The following is a 26,326-nucleotide window of genomic DNA, read 5'->3' on the forward strand; positions in this document are numbered from 1 at the left end:
GCAAAACCTGTTTATTCAGAGATAGCGACTTCTTTTTTGGTAAAACTACAGTAAAGGATCCAGCCGAGACCTAAGGTTGCCCAGGTCAGGCCCAATATAAAGGCATCAAAGCTTAAGTTAATCCACATTACTGCGACGCAGCCCAGACCCGCCAGCGGCAACAAAATATTGTGGAATAACCTCTTTATGCCAATAGTCTCTTTTTTAATAATGGCAAAGTGTATGATGACGGATAAATTAACTGCGCTAAAGGCCACTAACGCGCCAAAGCTGATTAAGGAGACGGCGGTATCGAGCTGAATAAAAATCGCGGTCAGCGATATCAGGCCGATCAATAAAATACAGTAAACGGGGTTTTTATTTACAGGATGCAGGTAGCCGAAAAAGCGGTGCGTCAGGTTGTTGTTTTTGCCCATGATATGCAACAGCCTGGCGGCGCTTGCGTGGGAAGCCAGCGCTGAAGCAAAGGTATTGAGCAGAATGGCGATAAGAAACAGCGTTTGAAACATTTTGCCGCCTACGTTCAATACGATTTCCGGCAGCGCTTCCATGGGGTTTTTAAACTGCGAGTTGTCCGGGAAGTAGAGCTGGATAAACCATGCGGCGACAAAAAAGATAAAGCCTCCGCTGAGCGCCGTATAAAACACCGCTTTAGGGATGGTGCTGACCGGGCTTTTGGTTTCATCCGTGAGCGTCGTAACGGCATCGAAGCCAAGAAAGGAGAAGCAGAGCACCGCCGCGCCGCTGATCAACGGGATAATGCTGTTATGCCCGTTGAACAGCGGCTGAGTAGTAAAGATATGGCTGTCGCTATAATCCCTGAGGAGATTATGGATGACGAAATAGATAAAGACGCCCATAAGAATGACCGGAATGCCAACAAATATGAAGTTCGCATTTGCCAGCGTTTTAATATTGCAGCAGTTAACGAAGGTAACCAGCGAGGTGAACACTAAAATAGAGAGCCAGACAGGCACCTCAGGCAGCAGAGTCTGTAAATAGATCCCCGCCAGCAATGAGTTTATCATCGGCAGGAAAACATAATCCAGCAGGGAAGACCAGCCGACGATAAATCCGGTTTTATTGCCGCACACCTTTCTCGCATAGGTGTAAGCCGATCCCGACGAGGGATGCAGACGAACCATTCTGCCATAGCTAATTGCCGTCAATAATACCGCGGCCAGCGCCAGCAGATAAGCCAGCGGCACTCTTCCTTCCGTTATATTTGAAACGATCCCAAAAGTGTCAAATACCGTCATCGGTGTCATATAAGCGATGCCGATAATGACAACCTGCCATAATGAGAGGCAGGCGCTATTTGTCTCTTTTAATCTCATAGCAATATCTCACTCGAAATTTCAGTTGAATGACTTTTAACCTCTGATGCATTAAGCAATTAAAAAGATGCGCAACGTAGTGAACCGGGCCTGTCTCTTAGCGTGTCCGGTTTAGGGTGTTAAAAATTCATCATGTCTGCTATTCCAGCATGTTCGCTATGGGCAACCAGCTCCTCACAGCGGGAGTGAGAATGATTTAGCCTCTCTGCTGGTTTATCAGGTCAGCTGCAAATCCTGATATGACAATATATAAAACATAATATTATATATGTATATGGTTGGTGTCACAAAAATGTTAAATTTGTCTTATCGCGATGTAATGTAAGCCATTTTAGATTCATGCCGCATCGCTGTTGCCTTTCTCGCCCATGAATACCGATTATTCAGACAGTTAGCGGAGTGAGGTGGAGTGGAGCGAGCCAGATGAGCGCAGGCACAGTCACTTCTTCAGGCTCGGAGGATAAAGCGCACTGAAGCATTGCTGATGTGGCCGCCGCTTCAGCGCCAGCGGTAAAAAACGCCTGTCGAAAGCTTACGCCTGCTGCGCTTCTTTGATTAGCGCGGCCAGCCTGTGGAACTGGGTATGAATTTCGCTCTCCTCCATGCTGGCGAAGCCCAGCAATAAGCCTGACTGGCTTTTTTCGCCGGCATAATAACTCGACAGGGCGCGCACCAGGATCCCCTGGCGATTGGCGCGCTGCGCCAGCGTGACGTCGTCCACGCCTGCGGGCAGTTGCAAAATCAAATGCAGCCCGGCATTGCTGTTGTACTGGCCTAAAAAACCGCCGCCTAATTCGTCGTTGATTAAATTCACCAGAACCTGCCGGCGACGGCTATACAGCTGACGCATTTTCCGTATGTGCGCCGCGTAATAGCCTTCCCGGATAAAATCGGCCAGCGCTGCCTGCGTCAGCTGATGTCCGCCGCGATAGAGCTCGCTATGCATTCTTTTCAGCGGCGTTTTCAGCTGCTCAGGCAAAACCATATAGCCGAGCCGGAGTGCGGGATAGAGGGTTTTACTGAAGGTGCCTACGTAAATCACCGGACTGTTGGCCTCTAGCCCCTGTAACGCGGGAATAGGCTGGCCGGCAAAGCGAAACTCGCTGTCATAGTCATCTTCCACGATCCAGCTCTGGGTTTTGCGCGCCTGCGCCAGCAGCTGCTGCCTGCGGCTCAGGCTCATCACCGAACCCAGAGGATACTGGTGAGAGGGCGTAACAAAGATCAGCTCAGGCGGGACGATCCCCTCACCGTCGGGGATCAGCCCCTGTTCGTCCACGGGCATGGTGACGATCTCAACGCCGTTCATACGCAGGATATTTTTAATTCCCCAGTAGCCAGGCTCCTCTGTCCAGGCGCGGTCTCCCGGATTGCAGAGCGAGCGCGTCACCAGATCGAGCGCCTGATGAATGCCTTCGGTAATCAGGATCTGATCCGGCGTGCACTGGACGCCGCGCGCCGTGCGCAGGTAATCGGTCAGAGCGGCTTTAAGCACCTCGGAGCCGCCCGTGGTGTCATAGGTTAAAAGCGCCGGCGACAGCTGACGAGCCTGACGGTCGTAGAATTTTTTCAGCACGCGGTGAGGGAAGTTCGCGACGTCGGGCACGCCGGGTAAAAAGGCTCCCCACTGTCTGGGGCTTGCGCTGGCGTGCTCCAGTAACAGCAGGCCGCGCTCCGACAGCAGGGAATAGTCCTCAGCGGGCGCCTTATCCTGACTCACGGCAGGCCGGCACTCTAAATTATCGAGCACGCTGTGTGTGACGACCGTTCCGCTGCCCGCACGAGAGGAGATATAGCCCTCCGCCTGCAGCTGCTCATACACCCGCAATACCGTATTGCGCGACAGCTCAAGCTCACTGGCCAGATCGCGAGTCGGTGGCATGCGCGAAGAGGGCGTCAGATTGCCCGAAAGAATGGCGTTGCAAATGGCGATATACAATCGCTTATGCAGCTTTCCTTCCGTGCCGTTAAAAAATGCTTGTCTGATCACATCTCCAGCAAGTGAGTGCATTTGGATCCTGCAAATAAAATGATTTGGCTCTCGAATAAGGTACCAAACGCTGACAGATTGTCCCCAAGAGTTCAAATAAATTGTGAAGGGAAGGGGCTTACTATGAGTAATAACAATCTTCAGCAGCGTCGTCTGAATGCCACGCCGCGCGGGGTGGGCGTAATGTGTAACTTCTACGCCAGCTCGGCGGAGAACAGTACGCTGACGGATGTCGAGGGAAATCAGTATATCGATTTTGCCGCGGGTATCGCCGTTCTCAACACGGGGCATCGCCATCCCCGCCTGGTGCAGGCGATGGAGCAACAGCTCAAGGCCTTTACCCATACCGCTTATCAGATCGTGCCTTACGAGAGCTACATTTCGCTGGCGGAGAAAATCAACGCCGCCGCGCCGATCCAGGGCGAGCTAAAAACCGCTTTTTTCTCTACCGGCGCCGAAGCGGTGGAGAACGCGATCAAAATTGCGCGCGCCCATACCAAACGCCCAGGCGTCATTGCCTTCGGCGGCGGCTTCCACGGGCGTACCTATATGACGATGGCGCTGACGGGCAAAGTAGCGCCTTATAAAATTGGTTTCGGGCCTTTCCCGGGTTCGGTTTTTCATGTGCCGTATCCTGCCGAACTGCATAAGGTGACCACCGCTGATGCGGTCAACGCCATCGAGCGCCTGTTTAAATGCGATATCGAGCCGACCCAGGTTGCGGCGATTATCTTTGAACCGGTACAGGGCGAGGGCGGGTTTAATGTGGCTCCGCCAGAGCTGATTGCCGCTATCCGTGCTATCTGCGACAAGCACGGCATCGTTATGATCGCGGACGAGGTACAGAGCGGCTTCGCCCGCACCGGCAAGCTGTTCGCCATGGATCACTATCAGCACCAGCCCGACCTGATGACCATGGCGAAAAGCCTGGCGGGCGGTATGCCGCTCTCTGGCGTCGTGGGCAAAGCAGAGATCATGGATGCGCCGGCGCCGGGCGGTCTGGGCGGCACCTATGCGGGCAATCCCATGGCGGTGGCTTCCGCGCACGCCGTGCTGGATATCATTGAGGATGAACAGCTTTGTCAGCGCGCCGACGCGCTGGGCGAGCGCCTGCGCGTGGTATTGAGGGATTGTCAGGCCTGGTGCGCCGAACTGGCGGAAGTGCGCGGTCTGGGATCGATGGTCGCGGCGGAATTCTGTGACGCGCAGACCGGCGAGCCGTCCGCCGCCGCCGCGCAAAAAGTTCAAAAGCTGGCGCTTGAGCAGGGACTGCTGCTGCTGACCTGCGGCCAGTATGGCAACGTGATCCGCTTCCTCTATCCGTTGACCATTCCCGATGCCCAGTTCGAAACGGCGCTGAGAATTATCGAATCTGCGACGAAACAGTAGGAGAGCGATGCGATGAAACTGAATAATCCGGCGCTTCTTATCGAGAAAAACCTGGTGGATGGCCAGTGGATCAGCGCCGATTCGGGCGCGACGCTGGCCGTAACAGACGCCGCAACGGGCGAGGCGCTCGCCAGCGTGCCGCTGATGGGGCGCGCTGAAACAGAGCGTGCCGTCGAGGGCGCGCGAAAGGCGCAGCGCGAGTGGAAGCGTCGCACCGCGGGCGAACGCGCTAAGGTATTGCATCGCTGGGTTGCCCTGATCGAGGAAAACCGTGAGGATATCGCCCGCCTGATGAGTTCAGAGGGAGGAAAGCCGCTGGCCGAAGCGCGGGGGGAGGTCGGCTACGCGGCTTCATTCCTGACGTGGTTCGCGGAAGAAGCCCGCCGGGTGGACGGCGCGATATTGCAGCCGGTCAACGCTTCGCAGCGCTATGTCGTGACCAAACAGCCTGTCGGCGTCTGCGCGGCGATCACGCCGTGGAATTTTCCGGCGGCGATGATCACGCGCAAAGTGGCGCCTGCGCTGGCGTCCGGCTGCGCCATTATCGTCAAGCCCGCGGAGCAGACGCCGCTGACGGCGCTGGCGCTGGCAAAGCTGGGCGAAGAGGCTGGCCTGCCCGCCGGCGTGTTGCAGGTGCTCACCGGCGACCCGCGGGCGATAGGCGGCGAACTTTGTCAGAATCCCACGGTTCGCAAACTGAGCTTTACCGGATCGACCGAAACCGGGCGCATCCTGATGGCGCAGTGCGCGCCGGGCATTAAAAAGCTCTCCCTTGAGCTTGGCGGCAACGCGCCGGTAATCGTCTTCGACGACGCTGACATTGAGCAGGCTGTGAGCGGCATTATGGCCTCGAAGTTCCGCAACAGCGGCCAGACCTGCGTCTGCGCTAACCGGATATATGTGCAGCGCGGCATTTACGCCGCGCTGTCGGATGCGCTGGTGAACGCGGTCCAGTCACTTAAGGTCGGCAATGGTCTGGATGAAACCAGCCAGCAGGGACCGCTGATTGATGAGAAGGCGGTCAGCAAAGTCGAATCGCATATCAGCGATGCGCTGGAGCAAGGCGCGACGCTGCTGACGGGCGGAAAACGCCATCCGCTGGGCGGCAATTTCTTTATGCCGACGGTAATTGGCGACGTCACGCAGTCGATGCGTTTTGCGCGCGAGGAGACCTTTGGTCCGGTGGCGCCGCTTTTCCAGTTCAGCAGCGATGAAGAAGCGATCGGCTATGCCAACGATACGGAATTTGGTCTGGCCGCCTATATCTTTACGCGTGATGCCCGCCGTCAGTGGCTGGTTCCCGAGGCGCTGGAATATGGCATGGTGGGCGTCAATACCGGCCTGATATCCAATGAGGTCGCGCCTTTCGGCGGCATTAAGCAGTCCGGATTAGGGCGCGAAGGGTCGCGCTTCGGCATGGATGAATACCTCGAAATTAAATATGTTTGCGTCGCGCTGTAAACCTGATGCCGTAGTACTTTGCTCTTAAGAGCCACGACGATAGCGCTTATCGTCGTTTTTTTTCCTGCGATTTTAGCCCCGCCGCGCGGGGCAACTTTCCTCTTAAGCGGTTTCATGCCGCCGCTCAAATCACTTGTAAATGTTTAACAAAACTGTGACATGCGCAATATACATATAACTTAATATGTTTTATAAATTAGTCTCTATCGCCTGCGATTATGCCATTAAAGAGAACGACATATGGAACAGACACCTGAAAAAAGTCTTTATAATAATCAGCCCGAAAGCAAAGAACAGTTCAAGCGATCTATTGGACTCATCTCTAACTTTGCCCTCGGCTTTACCTACCTTTCGCCTCTGACGGCTGTTTATTCGCTGTTTGCGCTTGCCGTTACCCTGGCCGGGCCGCCCGCCGTCTGGTGGATCCTGATTGTCGCATGCGGACAGCTGCTGGTGGCGCTGGTGTTTGGCGAAGTGGCTTCTCAGTATCCGATTACCGGCGGCTTATATCCCTGGGCGAGACGCCTGTGGGGCAAGAAGTTTGCGTGGATCGCCGCCTGGATCTATCTGTGGGCGCTGGTGGTCACCATTACCTCCATTGCTGAATACACCTCAACCTTCGTCGCCTCGCTGTTTCATTTTGCCCAGACGCCGCTCAATCTGCTGATGACCTCGGTGGTGCTGCTGCTGCTGATGATGGGCGTGAATATGTCGGGCACCAAAAACCTGGCGCGCGTGGCGAAGATCGGTTTCTGGTGTGAAATCGTCAGCGTGATCGCGCTGGGCATCTATCTGCTGATCTTCCATCGCTCTCAGCCGTTCTCCGTTCTCTTCGACTCGATGGGCGTGATCGCTAAAGATGGCAGTTACACGACGGCGTTCATGTCCGCCGCGCTGATGGGCCTGTTTATGTTTTTTGGTTTCGAAGCCTGCGGCAACGTGGCGGAAGAGGTGAAAAATCCAGGCAAAAAGATCCCCCTGGCGATGATCCTGAGCATCGTTTTCGGCGCCATTTCAGCGGTGATTTCAGTCATGGGCTATCTGCTCTCTTCGCCCGATCTGGTTAATATCGTCACCGGTAAAATCGCCGATCCCATCCCGGCTATTCTTAACGAGGCGCTGGGAAGCACGGGCGCCACGGTGTTTATCGTGGTTGCCATCATCGCGATGCTCTCCTGCATTCTCTCGCTTCAGGCCGCGCTAAGCCGTCTGATCTTCTCTTTCTCGCGCGACAGGATGCTGCCCGGCAGCGAATGGATGGCGAAAATTTCCAAAAACAGCGTGCCGGATAACGCCATGCTGGTCAGCTGCATCCTGCCCGTCATCATCTGCGTTTGGGTCTACTTCCAGCCGGATAACCTTTCCCGCATCACCGCGTTCGCCGTGATCGGTATTTACATCTCTTTCCAGCTGGTGGTGCTGGCCGCGCTGCGCCAGCGTCTGAAAGGCTGGAAGCCGGCAGGCGAGTGGACGCTCGGCTCCTGGGGTTTCATCGTCAACCTGTTCGCGCTGATCTATGGCCTGTGCGGAATTTGGCTGCTCGCACAGCCTGCCGACGGCAATAGCTTCCTGGATCGCTGGACGGTGCTGGTGGGCCTGGCGGTGGTGCTAATCGCCGGCCTGCTTTATATGATGATTGCCAAACCGTTTGGGCGTTCCAGCGCGCCGGAAAACGACGCCATTGAGCACGCCACCAGGCTCCGGGCAAAAGAGGGCTTCTAAAAAATTCACGCTCGCTGTCGACACGGTCTTGAAGTGCGTCATCCTGAGCCGTAGCGTTCACGCTACGGCTTTTTTTTGCGTCCTGACAGAGAAGGCGTCGGCGCTCAGGCTGCTTTCGCCTGAACGCTGACGGGCAGGGCTACAGCTGGTAGAGAAGCACGTAGCTGTTTTGATAGACCGGTTTCCGCTCGTCCGCCTTGAAGAGTTCGCCGATGCGTAACCGTGGATTAGTTGAAAAAATGATCCCGCCGTCAAGGTTGGTCAGGAGCAATTTTTCCTTGCCGCAGAGTGGCAGCAGCTCTTCTTCAACGCGGCTGACGAGAATATCGAGCGCGGCGACGCCCAGCACCTGGCCTTGAATAAGCACGGGCACGGCGGCGGTCAGCGTCAGCGAGGTGTTGCAGATATAGTCGACGTAGGGGCCGTGGATATAGGCTTTGCCTTCCGAGACGGGGGTTTTAAACCATTCAAAGGTGCGAAAATCGAGTCGCTGCTGCGTCGCCTGGTCAAGATCGAGACTCACCTGCTTTAAGCCTTTATCTTTTTTATACCACCACTCCAGCAGCCAGTACTCCCGCACCGCGCCGCTGCTTTCAATGTGGCTCGCAAAGCCCGTTCCCGAGCAGTAGTGGTGATGGTTAAGCGTTTTTTTGATGTAAGACTGAATCGCCGCTTTAACGCCCGGCTCCAGCAACATTTCAGGGCGGCTTTCCTGATGAACGTTAAGAGATTGCCTGATCTCGTCTGCTAATAAACCAGTACTTTCGACAGTGGAGTTAATGATGTCGTCAATTTTACGGGTTAGCGCGCTAAGGTGCTCTGAGTGATTCATTTTCTACACTGCCTATACGGTGATTATTCAGAGTGATAATTCATTTTCTTTTCTAATAAATAGTCGGTGAACGTGTCGATAAGCTGTGTGGCGGCCTGAACGGCAGGCTGCTCTGCATGCGCGGCGAGCGCATCCGTCAGCCCGGCGTAAAGCGCGATGACCTCGCGATGGATATCGTCGGAGCGGTAAAGCGCGGCGACCAGAGAAGCCCATTCCGCCTGCAGCTGCAGCTCCTGGTTGGCCAGTCGGGCAGATTGCGAACTCGCCGCGATCGCCAGCAGGCAGCGCATATCCGCCTGCGTTCGCTGCTCGGGCGTTTCAGCATTTGTTAGCACCTCGGTAAATTCCAGAAGACGATTCAAATCCGCGTGAGTCATCCTCCGCGAAGCGAGTCTCGCGCTGTGGCTGATGATGGCGCAATGCATCTCGCCCAGGTCCGCCAGATAATCCGTACTGATGCTGCGAAAGGGGTGAAGATTCTTGCCCGATTCAGGCACGGTTTCGCAGACGAAGCTGCCGCCGTTGCGGCCGCGCACCGTATGTATCAGCGCGTTGGCGCGCAAGGTATTCAAGGCTTCGCGGATAGTAATGTGGGATACGCCCATCATCCTGGCGAGATCCGACTCGTTTGGCAGCTGTTCATGCGGTTCAAGCAGGCCGGTGACGATGGCGTTGGTCAGGCGCTGAACGATTTGATCGGAACGGCTGGCCTGGCCTATAGGAGCGAATATAACCGCGTGAGTAATCATAATCTTCTCTGAAAGTCCCTTATACAGGCCGCCATACTTAGCATAAACATACCTGTCACGAAAGAAGTAAATAACGTCAATAGCTTGTTAAAAGATGCCGAAAAGAGCAGGTCATCCTGCTGCCGTTGTGGGCCGATGCCGCCGGGCGCATAGCGCCTTTACCAGTGTAGTGTTAACCAGCGCGCGCCAGCGGCTGAGCGGATTGTAATCAATTTGTTAGAAATGCGATGCGCTTCATGTTGTAGGGACGCGCGCATTGAAACAGTGCCTGATAATATATTACATAATATCTTTTATGTATTAACGTAAGCGGAGAAGGCGATGCAAACCCTACAGCACTTCATTAATGGGCAGTATGTATCAAATCAGGAAAGCGATTTTTTCGATCTGATCAGTCCGGTTGATGGTGAAATCTATGCGCAGTCGCCCAATGGCGGTAAGGCGGAAATTGATCTCGCTTACGCGGCGGCTGAGAAAGCATTTTTAGTCTGGAAGAAGTCCACGCCGGCAGAGCGACAAAAAGCGCTGCTGCGGTTAGCAGATGAAATCGAAAAAAACGTCACCCGCCTGGCGGAATGGCAAAGCAAAGAAACGGGGCAGCTCAAACATTTTATTGAGAAAGAGGAGATTGCGGCGTCATGTGACGCTATCCGCTTTTTTGCGGGCGCCGCTCGCTGCCTGGAAGGCAAGGCGGCCGGCGAGTACGCTGCCGGCTTCACGTCGGTGATCCGTCGCGAGCCGCTTGGCATCGTCGGACAGGTGGCGCCCTGGAACTACCCCTTTATGATGGCGGTGTGGAAAATCGCCCCGGCGCTGGCCGCCGGCAATACGGTGGTCCTGAAGCCAAGCGATACGACGCCCGTCAGCACCTTGCTGCTTGCTGAACTGGCCGCGCCCTTATTTCCCGCCGGCGCGTTTAACGTCGTGCTGGGTAAAGCGGAGACGGGGTCGCTGGTGGTTTCAAATCCTGTGGCGTCGCTGGTGTCGATTACCGGGTCGGTGCGCGCCGGACTGCAGGTTGCCGCCTCCGCCGCCGCAAACCTGACCAAAGCGCATCTTGAGCTAGGCGGCAAAGCGCCGGTTATCGTCTTTGCGGATGCCGATATGGATAAGGCGGTCGAGACGATTACCACGGCTGGTTTTTTCAACGCCGGTCAGGACTGCACCGCTGCAACGCGTATCCTTGTTGAGGAGTCAGCCTATGACGATTTTCTTGCAAAGCTGGTTGCCCGGACGCGCAGCATTACATTCGGCACGCCTGACGATCGCGACGCCCTCTACGGCGCGTTAAACAGCCGTAATCAGCTGGAACAGGTAAGCGGCTTTATCGCGCGCCTGCCTGCGCATGCCAAAATCGAAACCGGGGGCCGCGCCGGAAAAGGGCCGGGCTTCTACTTCGAACCCACCATTATTTCTGGCCTTCACCAGCATGATGAAGCCATCCAGCATGAAGTGTTTGGGCCTGTGATGACCATCCAGCGCTTCTCTGACGAAGCGGACGCCTTGAACAAAGCCAACGATGTGGAATATGGACTGGCGGCCAGCGTCTGGACCCGGCACCAGGGTCGCGCGCAGCGTTTCAGCATCGAACTCGACTTTGGCACGGTGTGGATCAACAACCATATCCCGCTGTGTGCGGAAATGCCGCACGGCGGCTTTAAGAAATCGGGTTATGGCAAAGATCTCTCTTCTTACTCACTTGATGAGTACACCCGCGTAAAACACATCATGTGCGACATTAACGACTAAAGGAAGCAAGATGAAATCGATTCGAATCGCTGCGCTCTCCCTGGCGCTGATCTCATGCGGCGTAATGGCGAAAGCGTCGCCTGAGTCCGTGATAAACAGCTATATGGCCGCATGGAATGCTCATAGCGCGTCGCAGGCTGCGCAGTATCTGGCGAAAGATGTTGTCTATTACGACGCGGCAACCGGTTCGCCGGTCAAAGGGCAGCAGCGTGCGGAAAAAGAGGTTATCGGCGCGTTTATCCGCGCGGTGCCCGACCTGCAGTGGAAGATGACCAGCAAGCCGGTCTTTAACCAGGATACTATCGCTTTTCAGTGGGAATTTAGCGGAAAGAACGCCGGTGAATGGGCGGGCGCGCCAGCCACTAATAACAACATCAAGTTTGAAGGCGTCAGTTTTATCAAGGTTGTCGACGGTAAGATCGCTTATCAGGGCGACTACTATGATTCGAAAAAGCTAGAGGCTGAACTGGAAGCGAAGAAGCCGTAACGCAAAGCATTAATTCTTCTCCGTAGTCAGCTGCGGGGAAGAATAACCTGGGCTGAGATAGCTTATCTGCTTCTTGTCATAGTCTGACTCCCGCCACGCGAATATTCACTTCAATTTCATAATCCGCCGCCTCCTGACACATTTCGGAATATCCCCTTGCGCAAGCGAATCGTAATGCGGCTACGGGCAATATGTGCGCTTATCAGCAAAATCTACCGATAGCGATTGTCAGCATGAAAGACGCCTCGTAGGCTGAAAATGATTTTATTGGTCCGTTTTATACATCAATGAAAAATACGTTTCGTCTAAAAGCTTACTCTGGAGTCTGCAATGAAAATGCTTAAGTCATTAGTGTTACTTAGTCTGTTGTCTGTTTCAGCCACGGTATGGGCAGAGAAAATTGCCGTGTCGATGGCTTACTTCGATCAGAATTTTTTAACCATTATTCGGCAGTCGATTGATAAAGAAGCCAAAGCGCGCGGACTCGATGTGCAATTTGAGGATGCGCGCGGCGATGTCGGTCGCCAGACCGATCAGGTGCAAAGTTTTATCGGTTCCGGCGTGGATGCCATCATTGTCGATCCCGTTGATTCAGCCAGTACGCCACAGCTGACCCGACTGGCGCAGCAGGCGAAGATTCCTCTGGTGTATGTGAACCGGACGCCGGGCGATAAAACGCTGCCGCAGGGCGTGGTGTTCGTTGGATCTGACGAGCGGGAATCGGGCACCTTGCAGATGGAGGCGCTGGCGAAAATGGCTAACTATAAAGGCAATGTGGCGATCATGATTGGTAACCTGACTGACGCCGGCGCGCTGCAACGTACTAAAGATGTGGAGCAGGTTGTAGCGAAATATCCGGGAATGAAAGTTGTACAGAAGCAACCGGCAAATTATGCGCGTAACGAAGGCATGGATTTAATGCTGAACTGGCTCGGCAATGGCGAAGATATTGACATCGTCGCTGCCAATAATGATGAGATGGCGATTGGCGCAGCGATAGCGCTGTCGAAAAGCAATAAGAAGGTTTTAGTGGGGGGCATCGACGCTACGCCAGACGGGCTGAAAGCCCTTGCGCAAGACAAAATGCAGGTAACCGTTTTTCAGGATGCCGTTGGACAGGGTAAAGCGTCTGTGGACGTAGCGCAAAAGCTCATTAAAGGCGAAAAAGTTGATTCCCACCTGTGGATTCCGTTTGAGCTGGTCACCAGAGAAAATATGCAGAAATATGTGGAGAAGGGCCAATAACGACGGGATGAACCGATCGGCTTGCCTGTGCAGGCCGATCGCTCAGATCACTTCTTTTCACTCCGCCTCATCGGCACGCTGCGCGTCATAACCCGCCTGCGCCTGCTCAATCGCCGCGCCATATTCCCTGGCCCAGCCCACCAGCGCCACAAAAGGCGCCTGCAAGGTCCGGCCCAGCGGAGTGATGGCATACTCCACCGCCACAGGCGACGATGCAATCACGCGGCGGCTGACCAGACCGTTGCGCTCAAGTCGGCGCAGCGCCTCTGTCAGGGCCTTGTGTGTGATCGGATCAAGCCTGCGCTTGATGGCGTTGAAGCGCGCCGGTTCGCTGCACAGCACGGTCAGGATCAATACCGACCACTTGTTCGCCACCTGTTCCAGGATAGGGCGCGTGCTGTTGATCTCTGCCAGCAGAGCCGGGATATCGGTCGCCATATAGTTTCCCTCTGTATATCTGGTATAGATTAAGTGCGTAATTGACACTAAATATACGAAATATATTATCTGGCTTCCACTCTATTTCTGGAGCAGCCATGTTGAAACTCGAAGGAAAGACCGCCCTGGTGACCGGCGGCGGCAGCGGTATCGGCCTTGCGGTCGCGCGCCGCTTTGTGCAAGAAGGCGCCCACGTTTTTATTACCGGCCGACGCGAAGCGCAGCTGGCTGAGGCGGTCAGGCTTATCGGCGGCCGCGTCGAGGCGATAGCCGGCGACCTCACCTGTGCCAGCGACCTTGCTCGTCTGTTCGAGACCATCCACGCCAGAGCAGGGCGTCTCGACATTTTTGTCAACTCATCAGGCGTCTCCGAGCCTGCAAGCCTGGTCGATACCACTGAGGAACATTTCGATCGCGCCTTCAACCTGAACGTGCGCGCCATGGTGTTTGCGGTGCAGCATGCGGTTCAACACATGGGCGAGGGTGGCGCTATCGTGCTGGTCGGTTCTATTGCCGGCAGCATCGCCAATCCGGGCTACGGCGCCTATTCCGCCAGCAAGGCTGCGGTACGCTCCTATGCCCGCACCTGGAGCACGGAGCTGGCCCGGCGCGGCATCAGGGTCAACACGCTGAGCCCAGGACCTACCGACACGCCGATGTTCGACCGGGCCAGCGACGACGTCAGGCAGACGCTGACCGCGCGCATACCGGCCGGGCGTTTAGGGCATGCTGATGAGGTGGCGTCCGCGGCCTTGTACCTGGCCTCGGACGACAGCGCTTACGTCAGCGGCGCAGAGCTGGTTATCGATGGCGGGATGACGGCGTGAAAGGCATCCCTTGCGCACTGTCGCGCTGAGTAAAGGTCACAGCATAGAGGGCAGACCGCATCAGGGCATATTGCGCTGATGCGGAAGCCGCAGCCTGAACCGGCGATAGCGCCCCCAGCCGCGCTGAAAACCAAAGCGGAAAAGTGAACCGCACCCTTTACGTATTTACAAATTTAAATGTGTAAATATAATGCCCTCTCTTTTTTATCTGAGGATGTTTGTTATGTCGTCTCTTTTCGCGCCCCTGCCTTTAGGCGATCTCATGCTGCGCAATCGCATTGCGCTGCCGCCGTTAACCCGCTGCCGCAGCGATCAGCCCGGCAACGTTCCTGGTGAGATGATGGTGGACTATTATCGCCAGCGCGCCAGCGCCGGCTTTATGATTACTGAGGGCACGCAAATTGAACCTCGCGGTCAGGGATATGCCTGGACGCCAGGCATACATAGCGAGGCGCAAATTGCGGGATGGCGAAAAGTGACCGATGCCGTTCATGCAGAGGGCGGGACAATTTTTTGTCAGCTCTGGCACGTCGGCCGCGTGTCGCACAATGAACTTCAGCCAGGCAAGCAGCCGCCCGTTGCGCCCTCGGCCGTTGCCGCTACCGGCGTAAGGGTGTTTATTGAAACCGGGCCTGGCGCCGGGATGCTGACGGCGCCCAGCATGCCGCGCGAACTGACGACGGCAGAAGTGAAAGCGCTGGTGACGATGTACCGTACCGCGGCAGAGAATGCCAAAAAAGCGGGCTTCGACGGCGTGGAACTTCATTCGGCTAACGGTTATCTCATCAATCAGTTTATTTCTGAACATACCAACTTCCGCAGCGACGAATATGGCGGCTCACTCGAGAACCGTCTGCGCTTCCTGCGCGAAGTCACCGAAGCGGTCAGCGCCGTATTCGGTAGCCACCGCGTCGGGGTACGCTTCGCGCCGCTTTTCTCGAGCACAGATGAAGAGCGCGTTTATCTGGGGCTGGTAGAAAGCGATCCGCATGCCACCTACATCCGCGCCGCGCAGCTCCTGAACGAACTTGAAGTGGGATATTTATCCATCGCCGAAGCCGACTGGGATAATAGCCCCGAGATGCCGGAGTCGTTTCGCACTGCGCTGCGGGAAACCTTCCGTTCTCCCATTATGTATTCCGGCCGCTACACCCGCGAAAAAGCGGAACGTATGCTGGAAAAAGGCTGGGGCGATCTCTTCGGCTTTGGACGCACCTTTATCGCGAACCCGGATTTACCGGCGCGTTTTAAGGCGGGCCATCCCCTGAACAAGGTCGACGCAGCCTCACTGTATGGCGGGAGCCGGAAAGGATATACTGACTATCCTTTTTATTCCGCCTGACGTTCGGAGACGGCATGTCACCAGAAAATGCCATTAAATTACTGGCCAACCCGACGCGGGTTGCGGTGCTGAAATGGCTTAAAAACCCTGACGAAGCCTTTGCTGATTATGCTCAGCTCTATCCCTTCGAACAGTATGGCGTATGTGCCAGTCTCATTCAGGACAAGGCGGGCCTGTCGCAGCCCGCCACCTCGCTCTGTCTTAAAGCGTTGCATGATGCCGGCCTGCTTGAGGCCAGCAAGGTAGGCAAATGGACCTACTATCGGCGGCGCGAACAGGCGGTGCGCGAGATGAACCAGATGGTTATTCAGTCTCTGCAGGAGCTGTAAAGCGGTCATATGCAGGCGGCTGCGCTGAGCAGCCGCTTCGCGCGTGTCAGCCTATACCTTTATCCCGGCATCTTCAGACCGTTCCTTCTGGCCTGCTGGGTTATCCAGCGCGGGATCCGTCAGCGTCGCCCTCATGCGAGGGAGACTGTGCGGATAATTTTGTTGAACAAATTCAATCATCTTCTCCCGTACGTGGCAGCGAAGATCCCAGGCCGTGGGTGAGTTTTGCGCCGTCATCAGGAGTCGGATGGTCATGGTTTTGTCATCGGCATCGGTGACCTGAAGCACCTGAGTCTGTTGATCCCAGAGTCTGGTTTCGCTCAGGATTTTTTCAAATTGCCTACGCAGCGGCTCCAGCGGCATGGAGTAATCCAGATAAAGGAAGACGGAACCTAAAATTTGCGCATTCGTGCGCGTCCAGTTCTGAAAGGGATTTTCGGTGAAATAGGTAATGGGCAGAACCAGTCTTCGCAGATCCCAGAGACGAACGACCACATAGGTTAGGTTGATCTCTTCAATCCATCCCCACTCTTTTTCAACCACCACCGCGTCATCTATTTTAATCGGCTGGGTAAAGGCGATCTGGATGCCGGCAAAGAGGTTGACGAGCGACTTCTGCAGGGCAAAGCCGATGATTATGCCCGCCACCCCGGCCCCGGCGAGAATGGTAGTGCCAAATTTTCGCACGCCGGGAAAGCTGAGCAGGATAAGAGAAAGACAGATAGAAACCAGCAGAACAATCGCCACCTTTTTAACATAAATAATCTGCGTGCGGATTTTACGGGCGCGCAGATTATTAGAAAGGTTAATGTCATAGCGGATAAAAAGCATATCTTGCGCGACGTTAATCAGGCGAATTAAAACCGAGCACAATGATAATATAATAAATATATTGAGAGTGGTGGTGACAAAAGAAAAGGATTCCGGGTGAATATCGATATAATTCACGCCGACATTAATCATGATCAACGGGATGAACAGAAACATCGAGCCGCGCAGATGTTTTTCAAGAGATTTGAACAGTTTCCTGTCGCGGCCCTGCCAGTAACGAATAAATCTCAGCAGTAGAAATCGCGAGAGAAAACCCGCAGTTAACGAGAAGATGACGAGCAATACAGCAGGCACCCATGTTGGCATGTCAGATAACTCACCAGATAGTAAAGCCATTATTTTCCCTTATGTTCAGCTGACAGCAAGGTTGTCAGATAAGTCGTAAAATGCAGTAACCGTTGTCATCTCGGTTATCTGCTGATGACATAATTAACCCCCTTAGTTTATGAGAAAGTGAGTGACCTGCCTGGTTTACCCTGTGAAAAATCGAAAAGAGTCATTAACCCGATAAGCCCTTAAACTCATTTCGCTGATATAAAAGGAAATTTTTTGCGACCAGGCCGGGCCGTTCTAATTCGGCTACCTTTATAAGTACGTATGTACATATAGGAGGAAGCATGCACCAGCGGATCATCAGCTCACTAAAAAAGCATCTGGGGGAGAAGATACTGTCCGGCCGGGAGGCGGGATTAGCACTCCAGACCGGCCTCTGGAACGGCCTCGATGAGGTCAACGCACCTGTTTCCGTACGTTGCGCTCATCTCTCCGACCTGCAAAACGCTATCCGCATTGCCGCTGAACACGATCTGCCTGTTTCCGTGCTGGGTGGCGGTCATGACTGGAACAGGCGATCTGTTTCCGCGCAGGGCATCACGCTCGATCTTCGCGCGATGCGGCAAGTTTCAGTTAGCCGGGAACGCCTGACGCTTACTTCCGACGGCGGTGCGCGGGTAAAAAATGCTATCGACATGCTGCCCGATGGCTATGGACTGGTGACCGGCGTGCATACTGAGGTTGGGCTTGCCGGGCTGGCGCTGGGCGGAGGCTATGGAAAGCTCAATTCCCGCTTCGGACTGGTAACCGATAATCTTAAAAAGGCAGAGGTGGTGCTGGGGGATGGCTCTCTGGTTACCGTCAGTGCTACAGAGAATACGGATTTATTCTGGTCACTCAGGGGCGCGGGCAAAAATTTCGGTGTCGTGGCATCGGCAGAGTTTGCCATTCACCCTCTTTCGCCGGTGCTGAGCGCGACGCTGTTTATCGAACCGGAATATGCACAGCAGGGCTGGCAAAGCCTGCAGGCGATACTGGATGAGGCGGGCGACAGGCTGAGCGTTTTTTCCACTTTCTCCGCGCTGCCAGGCAAAGGAACGGGACTTATTCTTGAACCCATGTGGACGGGAGAGGAGGCCAAAGGCGAGCAGTGGCTCCGCCAGTTAGCGTCGCTGACGGGCGCCAGCGTGATCAATAAGGGCTGGACACAATACCGGGACACCTACGACAGCGCTTCCGATCAATCCGCCTGGCCAAAAGGGCGGGGCTATCAGATGGATGCCTTCAACCTTAGCCGTCTGGATCGGCAGACCGTCGAGGCGGTGTTAGCATGCTGCCAGCGCATGTCCTCCGCGCAAAACTGCATCATGCTGCACGATTTCCGCGGCGCGGCCGCGCGCGTTGCCTCAGAAGAAACGGCCTTTTCCCACCGCCGCGATCATTTCAACATGCAGGTAGTGGCAAGCTGGCAAACGCCTGCGGAAAAAAAAGAGGGAGAGCGGTGGATGGCGGAGATTCAGCGCATCATCGCGCCGGTCAGCGAGGAGAGCGCCTACCGGGCCGTGGTGGGCTCGGCAGGCCAGCATCGCGCGAGGGCGTTTTATGCGGGATCGCTGAACAGACTGCAGGCGATGAAAAAGCGGTTTGATCCAGAAAACCGATTCAACGCCCCGTACGGGCTGTTTTAAAAGGTTTTTATTAACCTCAGACAGCGTTAATACGCTGCTCAAGGGCGGCGTCTTAACGTTCAGCCAGCGGTCAGCTCATGACTCTCCGACAGCAGATCGTGAATCTCCTTCGGCGATAGCGGGCCGGAAAGAACGACGCTTATCCAGTGCTCTTTATTCATATGGTAAGCCGGCAAAATACCCTCTTTTTGCCTCAGGGAACCGATATGTTCTGGCCGGATCTTGACCTCCAGTACGTCAATTTCTTCGTCGCTTGCTAGCCCCAGTTTGGTTCCGGGCACGTTCATCACTATGCCGAACCATTTTTTCCCGTCGTGATGGCGGAGCACAGCATAGCCAGGCAGATTGCTCCATAAATATTCCGGCTCCGCCTGATAGTGCTCGCGGGCATAGTTGAATAGCGTCTCTCGTTTCATCGTGTCTCCCGGATTAACTGGTTAATAGTTATCAGTGCGGCGGTGAGTTTTGAACGGATATGCGCCGAAGCAGGGCAATGATCTCTTCTCGCGGCAGGCCACCGTCAGGATTGAGAAAGTTCTGCAGCAGAACGCCCTCTACGCATACGTCAAACGCGCGTGCCGTTGCAGGGGAAAAGAACCGTTCAAGGCAGCGTCTGGTTGAGTCTGACCAGGCGTTTAATATCTGGCGATAGGCCGGTTCGCGAGTCGCCAGCGAGTAAAATTCATAAAGCGCCGCCATATTTCGGCGGTTCACCCAGGCTTTGTCGGTCATAAGGGAGGCGAATGCGCCTATCGCCTCTTCAGGCGTGCTGGCTGACTCTAGTTTGGTTTTAACAAAATCCGCAGCGCCTTGGGCAAAGCGACTGAAGACAAGGAACAGCAGTTCATCCATGCTGTTAAAATGATAGGTCATCGACCCTAGCGGCACGCCAGCATGCGCGGCAATACGGCGATGGGTTATCCCCGCAACACCGCACTCGGCAATCAGCTCTAAAGCCTTATCGAGGATCTTTTCCTTGCGATGCGGATCGTAGCGTCGAAGCCTCTTTGCGCTTTCCTGATTCTCTTCAGCCATTGCCGCCCCTTATAAGTACATATGTACATAGAGTAGCGAACCGGCCAGATAACGCAATATTTACCCAGGCTGAAGCTGGCCCCAGCCTGCAGAGATCCTGTTATTAGTGAATAAAGGTTTTTTTAACGCGCACCGAATAGTGAAAGTAAGGTATCCAGATACAAGCGTGAAGGATATGCCTGAAAATCGGCATTATCTGCTCATAACCCAGCGAAACTTCCGGGAAGAGATATTTCGTGCAGGCCAGATCAAGCAGCATGATCGCTACGCCGACGGCGAGCAAAAGCGTATAGACCAGGGGTAACGATCGCTTTTTACGTACGAAGAGAGAAGCCGTGAAGATAATATAAAGCAGCGCGAAAAAATTAACGCCGGAGGCGATAAAAAAATAGCTGGATTGCGCGATCGGCGCACGGCCTGCCGTATAGAGAGCGGCCTGTAACGTGATCTGCAGCGAAGAGAAATAGCTGTAGCCGAAAACAAACAGGTTTAACAACGGCAGATATAAAAAGCCGCCAATTTTGCGAAACTGCTTTTCCTCACACTCGGCGCAATATTCCTGATACTGAGAGATTTCATTATCGCACTTTATACATGTCCATTTGAAAGGAGCGTCGGTCATTATTCATCCTTGTTGTTATTCCGTTTTTACGGTCACCGATCGTATCAGAGCGGATAAAAGTCGTGTAGATCGCTATCGGCCGACAGCGGGACATTCTTTAACGCTTTTGATGCCCATCCTGGACCCAAAACCTTTAGCACGATTCCACAGCGTTCGCTGTTTCATGACTCATGCCGCCAAACGTCTTGCGATAGGATGAGAGCGAGATTCCGACCGACTTGCGAAATGCGGCACGAAAGCTCTCCATCGATCCAAATCCACAGCGCGTCATGATTTGCTCGTTAGCGAGCTGATTATTTTCCAGCAGCTCGCGCGCCAGATTCATTCTCGCCTGCAGCAGCCAGGCTTTGGGCGTCGTACCCAACGCCTCTCTGAATCGTCTCAGGAAGGTCCGCTCCGACATCAGCGCCTGCTGCGCCATCTCGCCCACCGACAAAGGGCAGTGCAAATGCTGCAGCACCCAGTCCAGCACCGGCGCAATCTCATCGCGAGGCTTCTGCGCGACAGGAGAGGGGATAAACTGGATTTGTCCGCCGGCGCGCTGCGGCGCCATCACCAGGCGTCTTGCCACGATATTGGCGATATGGGTGCCGTAATCCCGGCTGATCAGATGCAAACAGGCATCGATGCCCGCCGCGCTGCCCGCTGATGTGATGATTTGCCCGCTGTCGACATACAACACGTTCGGATCCACCGTAACGTCAGGATAGCGCGCTGCCAGTTCGTCGGTGTAGCGCCAGTGGGTGGTGGCACACTTGCCGTTCAACAAGCCAGCCGCAGCGATAACAAAGACGCCTGAACAGATAGACAACAGGCGTGCCCCGCGCTGATAAGCATCGCATAAGGCGTCCAGTAACGCCTGCGGTGGCCTTTCATCGAGGTTACGCCAGCCGGGAATAATAATGGTCTGCGCCTCGCTGAGCGACTCAATGCCAAAACTTGATACGATCTGAATTCCTTCGGCAACCTGCATCGGCGACGCGTCGACCGCGACGATGCGGTGACGATACCAGGGAAAATCGAATTCAGGTCGAGGCAGGCCAAATATCTCTACCGCAATGCCAAACTCAAAGGTACAGAGTCCGTCATAGGCCAGAACGGCCACTACACCCGCTTTATTCATCATTGGCGGAAAACTACCGGTTATTGTCGGAACCGCCACTTTATCAGTCTGATGGTGCTTCATACAATCAGCATACTTTCAGACAGGAGAGATAAAGGATGACCAGTTTAATCAGCGAAAACGCGCCAGCCACCCCTGCGGAATCTTTGCAGCATTTCAGTCGTCGCTTAGCCTTTGAGACCGACTGCGCCGATGTGCATCACAGCCAGAAAACCGGCGATATCGACTATGTGCTGGTCGATGTCAGAAGCAATGAAGCCTTTTTAAAGGCGCACGTGCCGGGCGCGATCAATATCCCGACGCGCGCCATCACTGAAGAGCGCATGGCCGATTATGCGCGCGGCACGCTGTTTGTCGTCTATTGCGCCGGCCCGCACTGCAACGGCGTCCATCGCGCCGCCGTTCGTCTGGCGAGCCTGGGATTCTTCGTTAAAGAGATGATTGGCGGCATGACCGGTTGGGTTGACGAAGGGCTTGCTCTGCAGCAGGAAAACGGCGCCGCTCCCGTTGGCGGCTTCTCCTGCGAATGCTGAATCGGGACGCCTTTTCCGTTTTTCTGCCGGAAAGGGCGATCGCTTACCCCGCAAAAATGTTGTGGGGTAGCTCAAGCTTTCCGCTAAAGGTATTATAAAGGTATTGTCATTGGTGTTAGGTTGCCTCTACCAACACCGGGGAGTCCTTTCCAATGAAAACAACAATACCAAAACTGGCTTTTATGATGTTTCTTGAGTGGTTCATATGGGGCGCATGGTTCGTGCCGCTGTGGGCCTTTCTCAGCAAAAACGGCTTTTCACCGGTTGAGATCGCCTGGTGCTACGCCTGTACCTCTATCGCCGCCATTCTGTCGCCGATCCTGGTGGGCTCGCTGGCGGATCGCTTTTTCCAGGCGCAAAAGGTGCTGTCGCTGCTGACCATTGTCGGCGCGCTACTGATGTTTTTCGCCGCGCAGCAAACCCATTTCAGCGGCTTCTTTCCGCTGCTGCTGCTCTATGCGCTCACCTACATGCCGACTATCGCCCTGACCAACAGCATTGCTTTTTCCCACGTCGGGGATGTCGAACGCGATTATCCACGCATCCGCGTGATGGGCACTATCGGCTGGATCGCCTCCGGCATCGCCTGCGGTTTTCTGCCGCCGCTGTTCGGCTTCGGCGATATCTCCGCCAGCAATATTCCGCTGCTGATCACCGCCGCCAGTTCACTGCTGCTCGGCCTGTTCGCGCTGACGCTGCCCGCCACCGAACCGAAAAGCACGGCGAAATTTAGCCTGCGCGTCGCGCTAGGGCTGGATGCGCTGCATCTGCTGAAAGATCGCAGCTTTCTGGTGTTTTTTGTTTGCTCCTTTCTGTTCAGCATGCCGCTGGCGTTTTACTACATCTTTGCCGAAGGCTACCTGACCGAAGTCGGTCTGCCGCACGCCACGGGCTGGATGACGCTTGGCCAGGTGTCGGAGATTTTCTTCCTGCTGGCGCTGCCCTTTTTTATCAAACGTTTCGGCATCGGCAAGGTTCTCCTGCTCGGCCTGACGACGGCGGCGCTGCGCTACCTGTTCTTTATCTTCGGCAGCGATCAGAACCTCCTGACCTTCGGCCTGCTATTTATGGGCATTCTGCTGCACGGCGTCAGCTATGACTTCTACTTCATCACCGCCTATATCTATGTCGATAAAAAAGCGCCGGTAGCGATGCGTAACGCGGCGCAGGGACTGATTACGCTGGCGTGCCAGGGGGTCGGCAGCCTGCTGGGCTACCGACTCGGCGGTTATCTGATGCAGGAGATGTTCGCCTATGACCAGCCGCGCAACGGCCAGACCTTTAACTGGGCAGGCATGTGGCTGTTCGGCAGCGTGATGATCGTCATTATCACCGTCGCCTTTATCGTACTGTTCCGCGACGGCAAAAAGCGCAGCGATGAACTAACCACTTTCGACCATTCAGCCACCGCTGACAGCCATAAATAAGAGATGTAAACATGACGATAACAAACCAGGAAAAACGGATTTTAGGTGCGTTTTACGGCCAGGCGCTGGGCGATGCGATGGGCATGCCGTCGGAGTTGTGGCCGCGCAGCCGCGTTAAGCAGCACTTTGGCTGGATTGATCGCTTTCTGCCGGGGCCTGCCGAGAACAGCGCCGCCTGCTATTTCGGCCGCGCGGCGTTCACTGACGATACCTCGATGGCGCTGGCACTGGCGGATGCGATTATCAGCCATGACGGCGAAATCGTTGCCGAAACCATCGGCGCCAATATTCTACGCTGGGCTGAAACCTTCGACGCCTTTAATAAGAACGTCCTTGGGCCGACCTCCAAAATCGCGCTGAATGCGCTGAAAAACGGCACGCCGGTGGCGCAGCTGGAGAACAACGGCATGACCAACGGCGCCGCCATGCGCGTCTCGCCGCTGGGCTGCCTGCTGCCCGCGCGCCATCTCAGCGCCTTTATCGACGCCGTCGCGCTGGCATCGAGCCCGACGCATAAGTCGGATGTAGCGATCGCCGGCGCCACGGCCATCGCCTGGGCGGTTTCGCGCGCCATCGACGGCGGCGGCTGGGCGACGATTCGTGACGAACTGCCGGCCATCGCCCGCGCGGCGCAGGAGAAACGCATCACCACCTTTAGCGCGTCGATGGCGGCGCGTATCGAGCTGGCGCTGCAGGTTGTATCACAGAGCCGAGGCGTGGAATCCGCTATGCAGCAGATCTACGATGTGGTGGGCACCGGCACCAGCACCATAGAATCCGTACCGGCGGCCATCGCCATGGTCGAGCTGGCGCAGACCAACCCGAACCGCTGCGCGATCCTGTGCGCCAACCTGGGCGGCGACACCGACACCATCGGCGCGATGGCGGTGGCGATTTGCGGCGCGCTGCACGGCATCGACGCGATTGACGAGACGCTGAAGGCCGAGCTGGACGCCGCCAACGCGCTGGATTTCACCCACTACAGCCGCGCTTTCCTGCGCTTCCGCCAGCAGCGCGAGGCCGCCTATGCTGACGCCTGACGATCTGGCGCGGCTGGAGGGACGGCTGCCGGTGTGCGTTATCGGCGCGGCGGTGGTAGATGTGATTGCCGATGCCTACACGCTGCCGCATCGCGGCAGCGATATCGAACTGCATCAGCAGGGCGTCAACGTTGGCGGCTGCGCTCTCAACGTGGCGATTGCGCTGCATCGCCTCGGCATCCCGGCAATCAACGCGCTGCCGCTTGGCAACGGCATCTGGGCCAGTATCGTGCGGCAGAAACTCGCTGACTACGGCATTCACAGCGTGCTGGAAAGCGCCAAAGGGGATAACGGCTGGTGCCTGGCGCTGGTGGAGCCGGACGGCGAACGCACCTTTTTATCGGTGAGCGGCGTCGAGAACCTGTGGGATACGGCGCTGCTGAGCACGCTGCCGCAGCCTGAACACCGCTGGATTTATCTCTCCGGCTATCAGCTCACCAGCAAAAGCGGTGAGGTGCTGATCGACTGGCTGGAGCGGCAGGCGCAGCCCTTCCAGCTGCTGATCGATTTTGGCCCGCGGCTGGCGGATATCGGCGAGGCGCATTTTGACCGCATTATGGCGCTGCGGCCGCTGATTACCGTTAACCGACAGGAGGCTGAGCTGTTATGGCGCGAGCGTTTGTCTCTCTTGGCGCCTTTCGACGCGCAGCAGCTGATGGCGCGCTGGCGGCAGCGTTTTAGCGGCGCGATGGTGGTACGGCTGGATAGCGAAGGGGCGGGCTTTATCGACGACGCCGGTACGGGCTGGATCCCGGCGCTGGCGACCCAGGTCGTCGATACTATCGGCGCAGGCGACAGCCACGCCGGCGGGCTGTTAGCGGGGCTCGCGTCCGGCTGGTCGCTAGCGGAGAGCGTGGCGCTGGGCAATGCGGTCGCCTCTTACGTGGTCTCACGGCGCGGCGGCGACTGCGCGCCGGATCGCACGGCACTGCGCGCTTACTGGCAGCAGCGCCTTACTCCGCGATAAATACGTACATATCGCTGCGGCAATAGCTGATGCTGTACTCCAGCGGATTGCCCTGCGCGTCGAGCGTCAGCTGCTTAATGACCAGCACGGGCACGGTGGCGGGCAGGGCGATTTGCTGTTGCAGCGCCTCGTCCGGCATGCGTGCGCTTACTCTGCTCTGCGACTTCACCGGCAAAATCTGCTGCTGGTAAAAGTAGTCATAGAGTGAAATGCCAATCTTATCGGGGTCGGCGATATAGCGCGCTGGCACCCACGACTCTTCCACGGAAACCGCCTGCTGATCGACATAGCGAATACGCTTCAGCAGATAAACGTCGCTGCCGGTGTTCAGTCCCAGTTTTTCCGCGATGTCCGCGCTGCAAGCGATCTTACTTTTGTTGATCCAGACGGTATCGGGCTTTTTGCCGCGCAATACCGCCTGCTGCGACAGGCCTTTAGGCTCTTTTAAGGAGTATTCAAGCTGGCTGCAAATTTGCGTGCCGTATCCGCGCGAGCGAAACACCACGCCCTCTTTTTCCAGCTCATCCATCGCTTTACGCACGGTGATACGCGAAATATTCAGCGACTGGCTGAACTCCCGTTCGCCCGGCAGGATCTCTTCATGCACCAGAGTGCCGTCGCGCACCGCCTCTTTAACGGTGCTGGCGAAGCGTTTGTACAGCGGCGTGCGGCTCTCTTGCGCCAGCGTGGCGGTAAGCCGCGAAAATAGCGCGTCGTGATCGGTCATAACAGGCTGGGCACCCATTTCAGTAAGCGGCGGATGGGCTATGATACTGAATTTTCGGCGGCGGCGAAGCGCCATCATCGGTAGAAGAGATTTTTGTCTGGCTTGAACCGGCCCGCTCGAAAAGCGTCCGGGCTTATAACCTGTAACAATCAGACTTCACAGG

The 26,326-nt window shown here is 55.7% G+C and carries 25 protein-coding genes; 14 read left to right on the plus strand and 11 right to left on the minus strand.

Translation table 11 applies throughout. The features are described from left to right. Positions 1 to 11 precede the first annotated feature (11 nt). Together PVE98_RS20320 and PVE98_RS20325 are read right to left on the minus strand one after the other, a co-directional pair. Positions 12 to 1,337 carry an APC family permease gene (locus PVE98_RS20320; protein WP_096074101.1) on the minus strand — a complete coding sequence of 442 codons (1,326 nt, stop codon included), beginning with the start codon at positions 1,335 to 1,337 and terminating at the stop codon, positions 12 to 14. 532 nt (positions 1,338 to 1,869) lie between these two features. Further along, on the minus strand, positions 1,870 to 3,348 hold the full coding sequence (locus tag PVE98_RS20325) for a PLP-dependent aminotransferase family protein (RefSeq protein WP_096074100.1): 1,479 nt from the start codon (positions 3,346 to 3,348) through the stop codon (positions 1,870 to 1,872). A 102-nt stretch (positions 3,349 to 3,450) separates the two neighbouring features. On the opposite strand from PVE98_RS20325, the gene puuE reads away from it, so the two are divergent. The 3 genes from puuE (at position 3,451) to PVE98_RS20340 (ending at position 7,899) form a co-directional block, all read left to right on the plus strand. Continuing rightward, positions 3,451 to 4,716: a 4-aminobutyrate transaminase gene (gene puuE / locus PVE98_RS20330; protein WP_033748373.1), complete on the plus strand. Its 1,266-nt coding sequence runs from the start codon at positions 3,451 to 3,453 to the stop codon at positions 4,714 to 4,716. Positions 4,717 to 4,728: 12 nt separating this feature from the next. Further along, complete coding sequence (locus tag PVE98_RS20335) at positions 4,729 to 6,177, plus strand: NAD-dependent succinate-semialdehyde dehydrogenase (protein WP_096074099.1); 1,449 nt, start codon at positions 4,729 to 4,731, stop codon at positions 6,175 to 6,177. Positions 6,178 to 6,417: 240 nt separating this feature from the next. Then, positions 6,418 to 7,899 (plus strand): APC family permease, encoded by a 1,482-nt coding sequence (locus tag PVE98_RS20340; RefSeq protein WP_313618882.1) that lies wholly within the window; start codon positions 6,418 to 6,420, stop codon positions 7,897 to 7,899. Positions 7,900 to 8,038: 139 nt separating this feature from the next. On the opposite strand, the gene PVE98_RS20345 is transcribed toward PVE98_RS20340, so the two are convergent. Together PVE98_RS20345 and PVE98_RS20350 are read right to left on the minus strand one after the other, a co-directional pair. Further along, entirely contained in the window at positions 8,039 to 8,731 is a 693-nt protein-coding gene (locus PVE98_RS20345) for a cache domain-containing protein (RefSeq protein ID WP_096074097.1), read from the minus strand. A 23-nt stretch (positions 8,732 to 8,754) separates the two neighbouring features. Beyond that, positions 8,755 to 9,480: a FadR/GntR family transcriptional regulator gene (locus PVE98_RS20350; protein ID WP_033748378.1), complete on the minus strand. Its 726-nt coding sequence runs from the start codon at positions 9,478 to 9,480 to the stop codon at positions 8,755 to 8,757. A 321-nt stretch (positions 9,481 to 9,801) separates the two neighbouring features. Here PVE98_RS20350 and PVE98_RS20355 point away from each other — a divergent pair, with 321 nt between their 5' ends. The 3 genes from PVE98_RS20355 (at position 9,802) to PVE98_RS20365 (ending at position 12,961) form a co-directional block, all read left to right on the plus strand. Next, positions 9,802 to 11,229 carry a gamma-aminobutyraldehyde dehydrogenase gene (locus tag PVE98_RS20355; RefSeq protein WP_096074096.1) on the plus strand — a complete coding sequence of 476 codons (1,428 nt, stop codon included), beginning with the start codon at positions 9,802 to 9,804 and terminating at the stop codon, positions 11,227 to 11,229. Positions 11,230 to 11,239: 10 nt separating this feature from the next. Then, positions 11,240 to 11,716, plus strand: a complete 477-nt coding sequence (locus PVE98_RS20360; RefSeq protein ID WP_033748380.1) for an ester cyclase — start codon at positions 11,240 to 11,242, stop codon at positions 11,714 to 11,716. A gap of 330 nt (positions 11,717 to 12,046) precedes the next feature. Further along, the gene (locus tag PVE98_RS20365; RefSeq protein WP_096074095.1) at positions 12,047 to 12,961 is read left to right on the plus strand and encodes a sugar ABC transporter substrate-binding protein; all 915 of its coding nucleotides are present in this window, start codon (positions 12,047 to 12,049) and stop codon (positions 12,959 to 12,961) included. 57 nt (positions 12,962 to 13,018) lie between these two features. Here PVE98_RS20365 and PVE98_RS20370 read toward each other — a convergent pair whose 3' ends face one another. Next, positions 13,019 to 13,399 (minus strand): helix-turn-helix domain-containing protein, encoded by a 381-nt coding sequence (locus tag PVE98_RS20370; protein WP_033748384.1) that lies wholly within the window; start codon positions 13,397 to 13,399, stop codon positions 13,019 to 13,021. 98 nt (positions 13,400 to 13,497) lie between these two features. Between PVE98_RS20370 and PVE98_RS20375 the strand changes: the two genes are divergently transcribed. The 3 genes from PVE98_RS20375 to PVE98_RS20385 all read left to right on the plus strand — a co-directional run bounded on the left by PVE98_RS20375 (position 13,498) and on the right by PVE98_RS20385 (position 15,897). Beyond that, a complete protein-coding gene (locus PVE98_RS20375; protein ID WP_313618883.1) occupies positions 13,498 to 14,226 on the plus strand; it encodes a glucose 1-dehydrogenase in 729 nt (242 codons plus the stop codon). A gap of 223 nt (positions 14,227 to 14,449) precedes the next feature. Further along, complete coding sequence (locus PVE98_RS20380; protein ID WP_033748389.1) at positions 14,450 to 15,568, plus strand: alkene reductase; 1,119 nt, start codon at positions 14,450 to 14,452, stop codon at positions 15,566 to 15,568. 14 nt (positions 15,569 to 15,582) lie between these two features. Continuing rightward, complete coding sequence (locus PVE98_RS20385) at positions 15,583 to 15,897, plus strand: helix-turn-helix transcriptional regulator (RefSeq protein WP_033748390.1); 315 nt, start codon at positions 15,583 to 15,585, stop codon at positions 15,895 to 15,897. Positions 15,898 to 15,948: 51 nt separating this feature from the next. Here PVE98_RS20385 and PVE98_RS20390 read toward each other — a convergent pair whose 3' ends face one another. Continuing rightward, positions 15,949 to 17,064 carry a mechanosensitive ion channel family protein gene (locus PVE98_RS20390; RefSeq protein ID WP_033748392.1) on the minus strand — a complete coding sequence of 372 codons (1,116 nt, stop codon included), beginning with the start codon at positions 17,062 to 17,064 and terminating at the stop codon, positions 15,949 to 15,951. Between the two features lie 281 nt (positions 17,065 to 17,345). Here PVE98_RS20390 and PVE98_RS20395 point away from each other — a divergent pair, with 281 nt between their 5' ends. Beyond that, entirely contained in the window at positions 17,346 to 18,689 is a 1,344-nt protein-coding gene (locus PVE98_RS20395) for an FAD-binding oxidoreductase (protein ID WP_333620284.1), read from the plus strand. A gap of 59 nt (positions 18,690 to 18,748) precedes the next feature. On the opposite strand, the gene PVE98_RS20400 is transcribed toward PVE98_RS20395, so the two are convergent. The 4 genes from PVE98_RS20400 to ftrA all read right to left on the minus strand — a co-directional run bounded on the left by PVE98_RS20400 (position 18,749) and on the right by ftrA (position 21,472). Then, entirely contained in the window at positions 18,749 to 19,105 is a 357-nt protein-coding gene (locus PVE98_RS20400) for an MmcQ/YjbR family DNA-binding protein (RefSeq protein WP_096074092.1), read from the minus strand. Positions 19,106 to 19,136: 31 nt separating this feature from the next. Then, positions 19,137 to 19,724 carry a TetR/AcrR family transcriptional regulator gene (locus PVE98_RS20405; RefSeq protein WP_096074091.1) on the minus strand — a complete coding sequence of 196 codons (588 nt, stop codon included), beginning with the start codon at positions 19,722 to 19,724 and terminating at the stop codon, positions 19,137 to 19,139. Positions 19,725 to 19,827: 103 nt separating this feature from the next. Further along, positions 19,828 to 20,346 carry a DUF2569 domain-containing protein gene (locus tag PVE98_RS20410; protein ID WP_096074090.1) on the minus strand — a complete coding sequence of 173 codons (519 nt, stop codon included), beginning with the start codon at positions 20,344 to 20,346 and terminating at the stop codon, positions 19,828 to 19,830. 133 nt (positions 20,347 to 20,479) lie between these two features. Then, positions 20,480 to 21,472 carry a transcriptional regulator FtrA gene (gene ftrA, locus PVE98_RS20415; RefSeq protein ID WP_096074089.1) on the minus strand — a complete coding sequence of 331 codons (993 nt, stop codon included), beginning with the start codon at positions 21,470 to 21,472 and terminating at the stop codon, positions 20,480 to 20,482. Positions 21,473 to 21,567: 95 nt separating this feature from the next. On the opposite strand from ftrA, the gene PVE98_RS20420 reads away from it, so the two are divergent. From PVE98_RS20420 to PVE98_RS20435, 4 genes are all read left to right on the plus strand, one after another. After that, positions 21,568 to 22,002 (plus strand): rhodanese-like domain-containing protein, encoded by a 435-nt coding sequence (locus PVE98_RS20420; RefSeq protein ID WP_096074088.1) that lies wholly within the window; start codon positions 21,568 to 21,570, stop codon positions 22,000 to 22,002. A 152-nt stretch (positions 22,003 to 22,154) separates the two neighbouring features. Beyond that, entirely contained in the window at positions 22,155 to 23,429 is a 1,275-nt protein-coding gene (locus PVE98_RS20425) for a nucleoside permease (RefSeq protein ID WP_096074087.1), read from the plus strand. An 11-nt stretch (positions 23,430 to 23,440) separates the two neighbouring features. Then, complete coding sequence (locus tag PVE98_RS20430) at positions 23,441 to 24,469, plus strand: ADP-ribosylglycohydrolase family protein (RefSeq protein WP_096074086.1); 1,029 nt, start codon at positions 23,441 to 23,443, stop codon at positions 24,467 to 24,469. Beyond that, positions 24,456 to 25,436, plus strand: a complete 981-nt coding sequence (locus PVE98_RS20435) for a PfkB family carbohydrate kinase (protein ID WP_033748403.1) — start codon at positions 24,456 to 24,458, stop codon at positions 25,434 to 25,436. Before PVE98_RS20430 ends, PVE98_RS20435 begins: the two co-directional genes overlap by 14 nt. Here the strand turns inward: PVE98_RS20435 and PVE98_RS20440 are convergent. Continuing rightward, positions 25,423 to 26,163 (minus strand): GntR family transcriptional regulator, encoded by a 741-nt coding sequence (locus PVE98_RS20440; protein ID WP_096074085.1) that lies wholly within the window; start codon positions 26,161 to 26,163, stop codon positions 25,423 to 25,425. The genes PVE98_RS20435 and PVE98_RS20440 overlap by 14 nt on opposite strands. Positions 26,164 to 26,326: the final 163 nt, after the last annotated feature.

It is taken from the genome of Pantoea sp. GABEPS69, from assembly GCF_045780835.1.
Taxonomy (GTDB): Bacteria; Pseudomonadota; Gammaproteobacteria; order Enterobacterales; family Enterobacteriaceae; genus Pantoea; species Pantoea septica.

What these genes read in the sequence shown, in the direction of transcription:
- PVE98_RS20380 (WP_033748389.1), top strand. Translation starts at nt 14,450, where the DNA reads ATGTCGTCTCTTTTCGCGCCCCTGCCTTTAGGCGATCTCATGCTGCGC.
- PVE98_RS20405 (WP_096074091.1), bottom strand. Translation starts at nt 19,724, where the DNA reads ATGGCTGAAGAGAATCAGGAAAGCGCAAAGAGGCTTCGACGCTACGAT.
- PVE98_RS20335 (WP_096074099.1), top strand. Translation starts at nt 4,729, where the DNA reads ATGAAACTGAATAATCCGGCGCTTCTTATCGAGAAAAACCTGGTGGAT.
- PVE98_RS20325 (WP_096074100.1), bottom strand. Translation starts at nt 3,348, where the DNA reads ATGCACTCACTTGCTGGAGATGTGATCAGACAAGCATTTTTTAACGGC.
- PVE98_RS20425 (WP_096074087.1), top strand. Translation starts at nt 22,155, where the DNA reads ATGAAAACAACAATACCAAAACTGGCTTTTATGATGTTTCTTGAGTGG.
- PVE98_RS20435 (WP_033748403.1), top strand. Translation starts at nt 24,456, where the DNA reads ATGCTGACGCCTGACGATCTGGCGCGGCTGGAGGGACGGCTGCCGGTG.
- ftrA (WP_096074089.1), bottom strand. Translation starts at nt 21,472, where the DNA reads ATGATGAATAAAGCGGGTGTAGTGGCCGTTCTGGCCTATGACGGACTC.
- PVE98_RS20430 (WP_096074086.1), top strand. Translation starts at nt 23,441, where the DNA reads ATGACGATAACAAACCAGGAAAAACGGATTTTAGGTGCGTTTTACGGC.
- PVE98_RS20390 (WP_033748392.1), bottom strand. Translation starts at nt 17,064, where the DNA reads ATGGCTTTACTATCTGGTGAGTTATCTGACATGCCAACATGGGTGCCT.
- PVE98_RS20355 (WP_096074096.1), top strand. Translation starts at nt 9,802, where the DNA reads ATGCAAACCCTACAGCACTTCATTAATGGGCAGTATGTATCAAATCAG.
- PVE98_RS20375 (WP_313618883.1), top strand. Translation starts at nt 13,498, where the DNA reads ATGTTGAAACTCGAAGGAAAGACCGCCCTGGTGACCGGCGGCGGCAGC.
- PVE98_RS20400 (WP_096074092.1), bottom strand. Translation starts at nt 19,105, where the DNA reads ATGAAACGAGAGACGCTATTCAACTATGCCCGCGAGCACTATCAGGCG.
- PVE98_RS20320 (WP_096074101.1), bottom strand. Translation starts at nt 1,337, where the DNA reads ATGAGATTAAAAGAGACAAATAGCGCCTGCCTCTCATTATGGCAGGTT.
- PVE98_RS20345 (WP_096074097.1), bottom strand. Translation starts at nt 8,731, where the DNA reads ATGAATCACTCAGAGCACCTTAGCGCGCTAACCCGTAAAATTGACGAC.
- PVE98_RS20440 (WP_096074085.1), bottom strand. Translation starts at nt 26,163, where the DNA reads ATGACCGATCACGACGCGCTATTTTCGCGGCTTACCGCCACGCTGGCG.
- PVE98_RS20370 (WP_033748384.1), bottom strand. Translation starts at nt 13,399, where the DNA reads ATGGCGACCGATATCCCGGCTCTGCTGGCAGAGATCAACAGCACGCGC.
- PVE98_RS20365 (WP_096074095.1), top strand. Translation starts at nt 12,047, where the DNA reads ATGAAAATGCTTAAGTCATTAGTGTTACTTAGTCTGTTGTCTGTTTCA.
- PVE98_RS20350 (WP_033748378.1), bottom strand. Translation starts at nt 9,480, where the DNA reads ATGATTACTCACGCGGTTATATTCGCTCCTATAGGCCAGGCCAGCCGT.
- PVE98_RS20340 (WP_313618882.1), top strand. Translation starts at nt 6,418, where the DNA reads ATGGAACAGACACCTGAAAAAAGTCTTTATAATAATCAGCCCGAAAGC.
- puuE (WP_033748373.1), top strand. Translation starts at nt 3,451, where the DNA reads ATGAGTAATAACAATCTTCAGCAGCGTCGTCTGAATGCCACGCCGCGC.
- PVE98_RS20420 (WP_096074088.1), top strand. Translation starts at nt 21,568, where the DNA reads ATGACCAGTTTAATCAGCGAAAACGCGCCAGCCACCCCTGCGGAATCT.
- PVE98_RS20385 (WP_033748390.1), top strand. Translation starts at nt 15,583, where the DNA reads ATGTCACCAGAAAATGCCATTAAATTACTGGCCAACCCGACGCGGGTT.
- PVE98_RS20395 (WP_333620284.1), top strand. Translation starts at nt 17,346, where the DNA reads ATGCACCAGCGGATCATCAGCTCACTAAAAAAGCATCTGGGGGAGAAG.
- PVE98_RS20410 (WP_096074090.1), bottom strand. Translation starts at nt 20,346, where the DNA reads ATGACCGACGCTCCTTTCAAATGGACATGTATAAAGTGCGATAATGAA.
- PVE98_RS20360 (WP_033748380.1), top strand. Translation starts at nt 11,240, where the DNA reads ATGAAATCGATTCGAATCGCTGCGCTCTCCCTGGCGCTGATCTCATGC.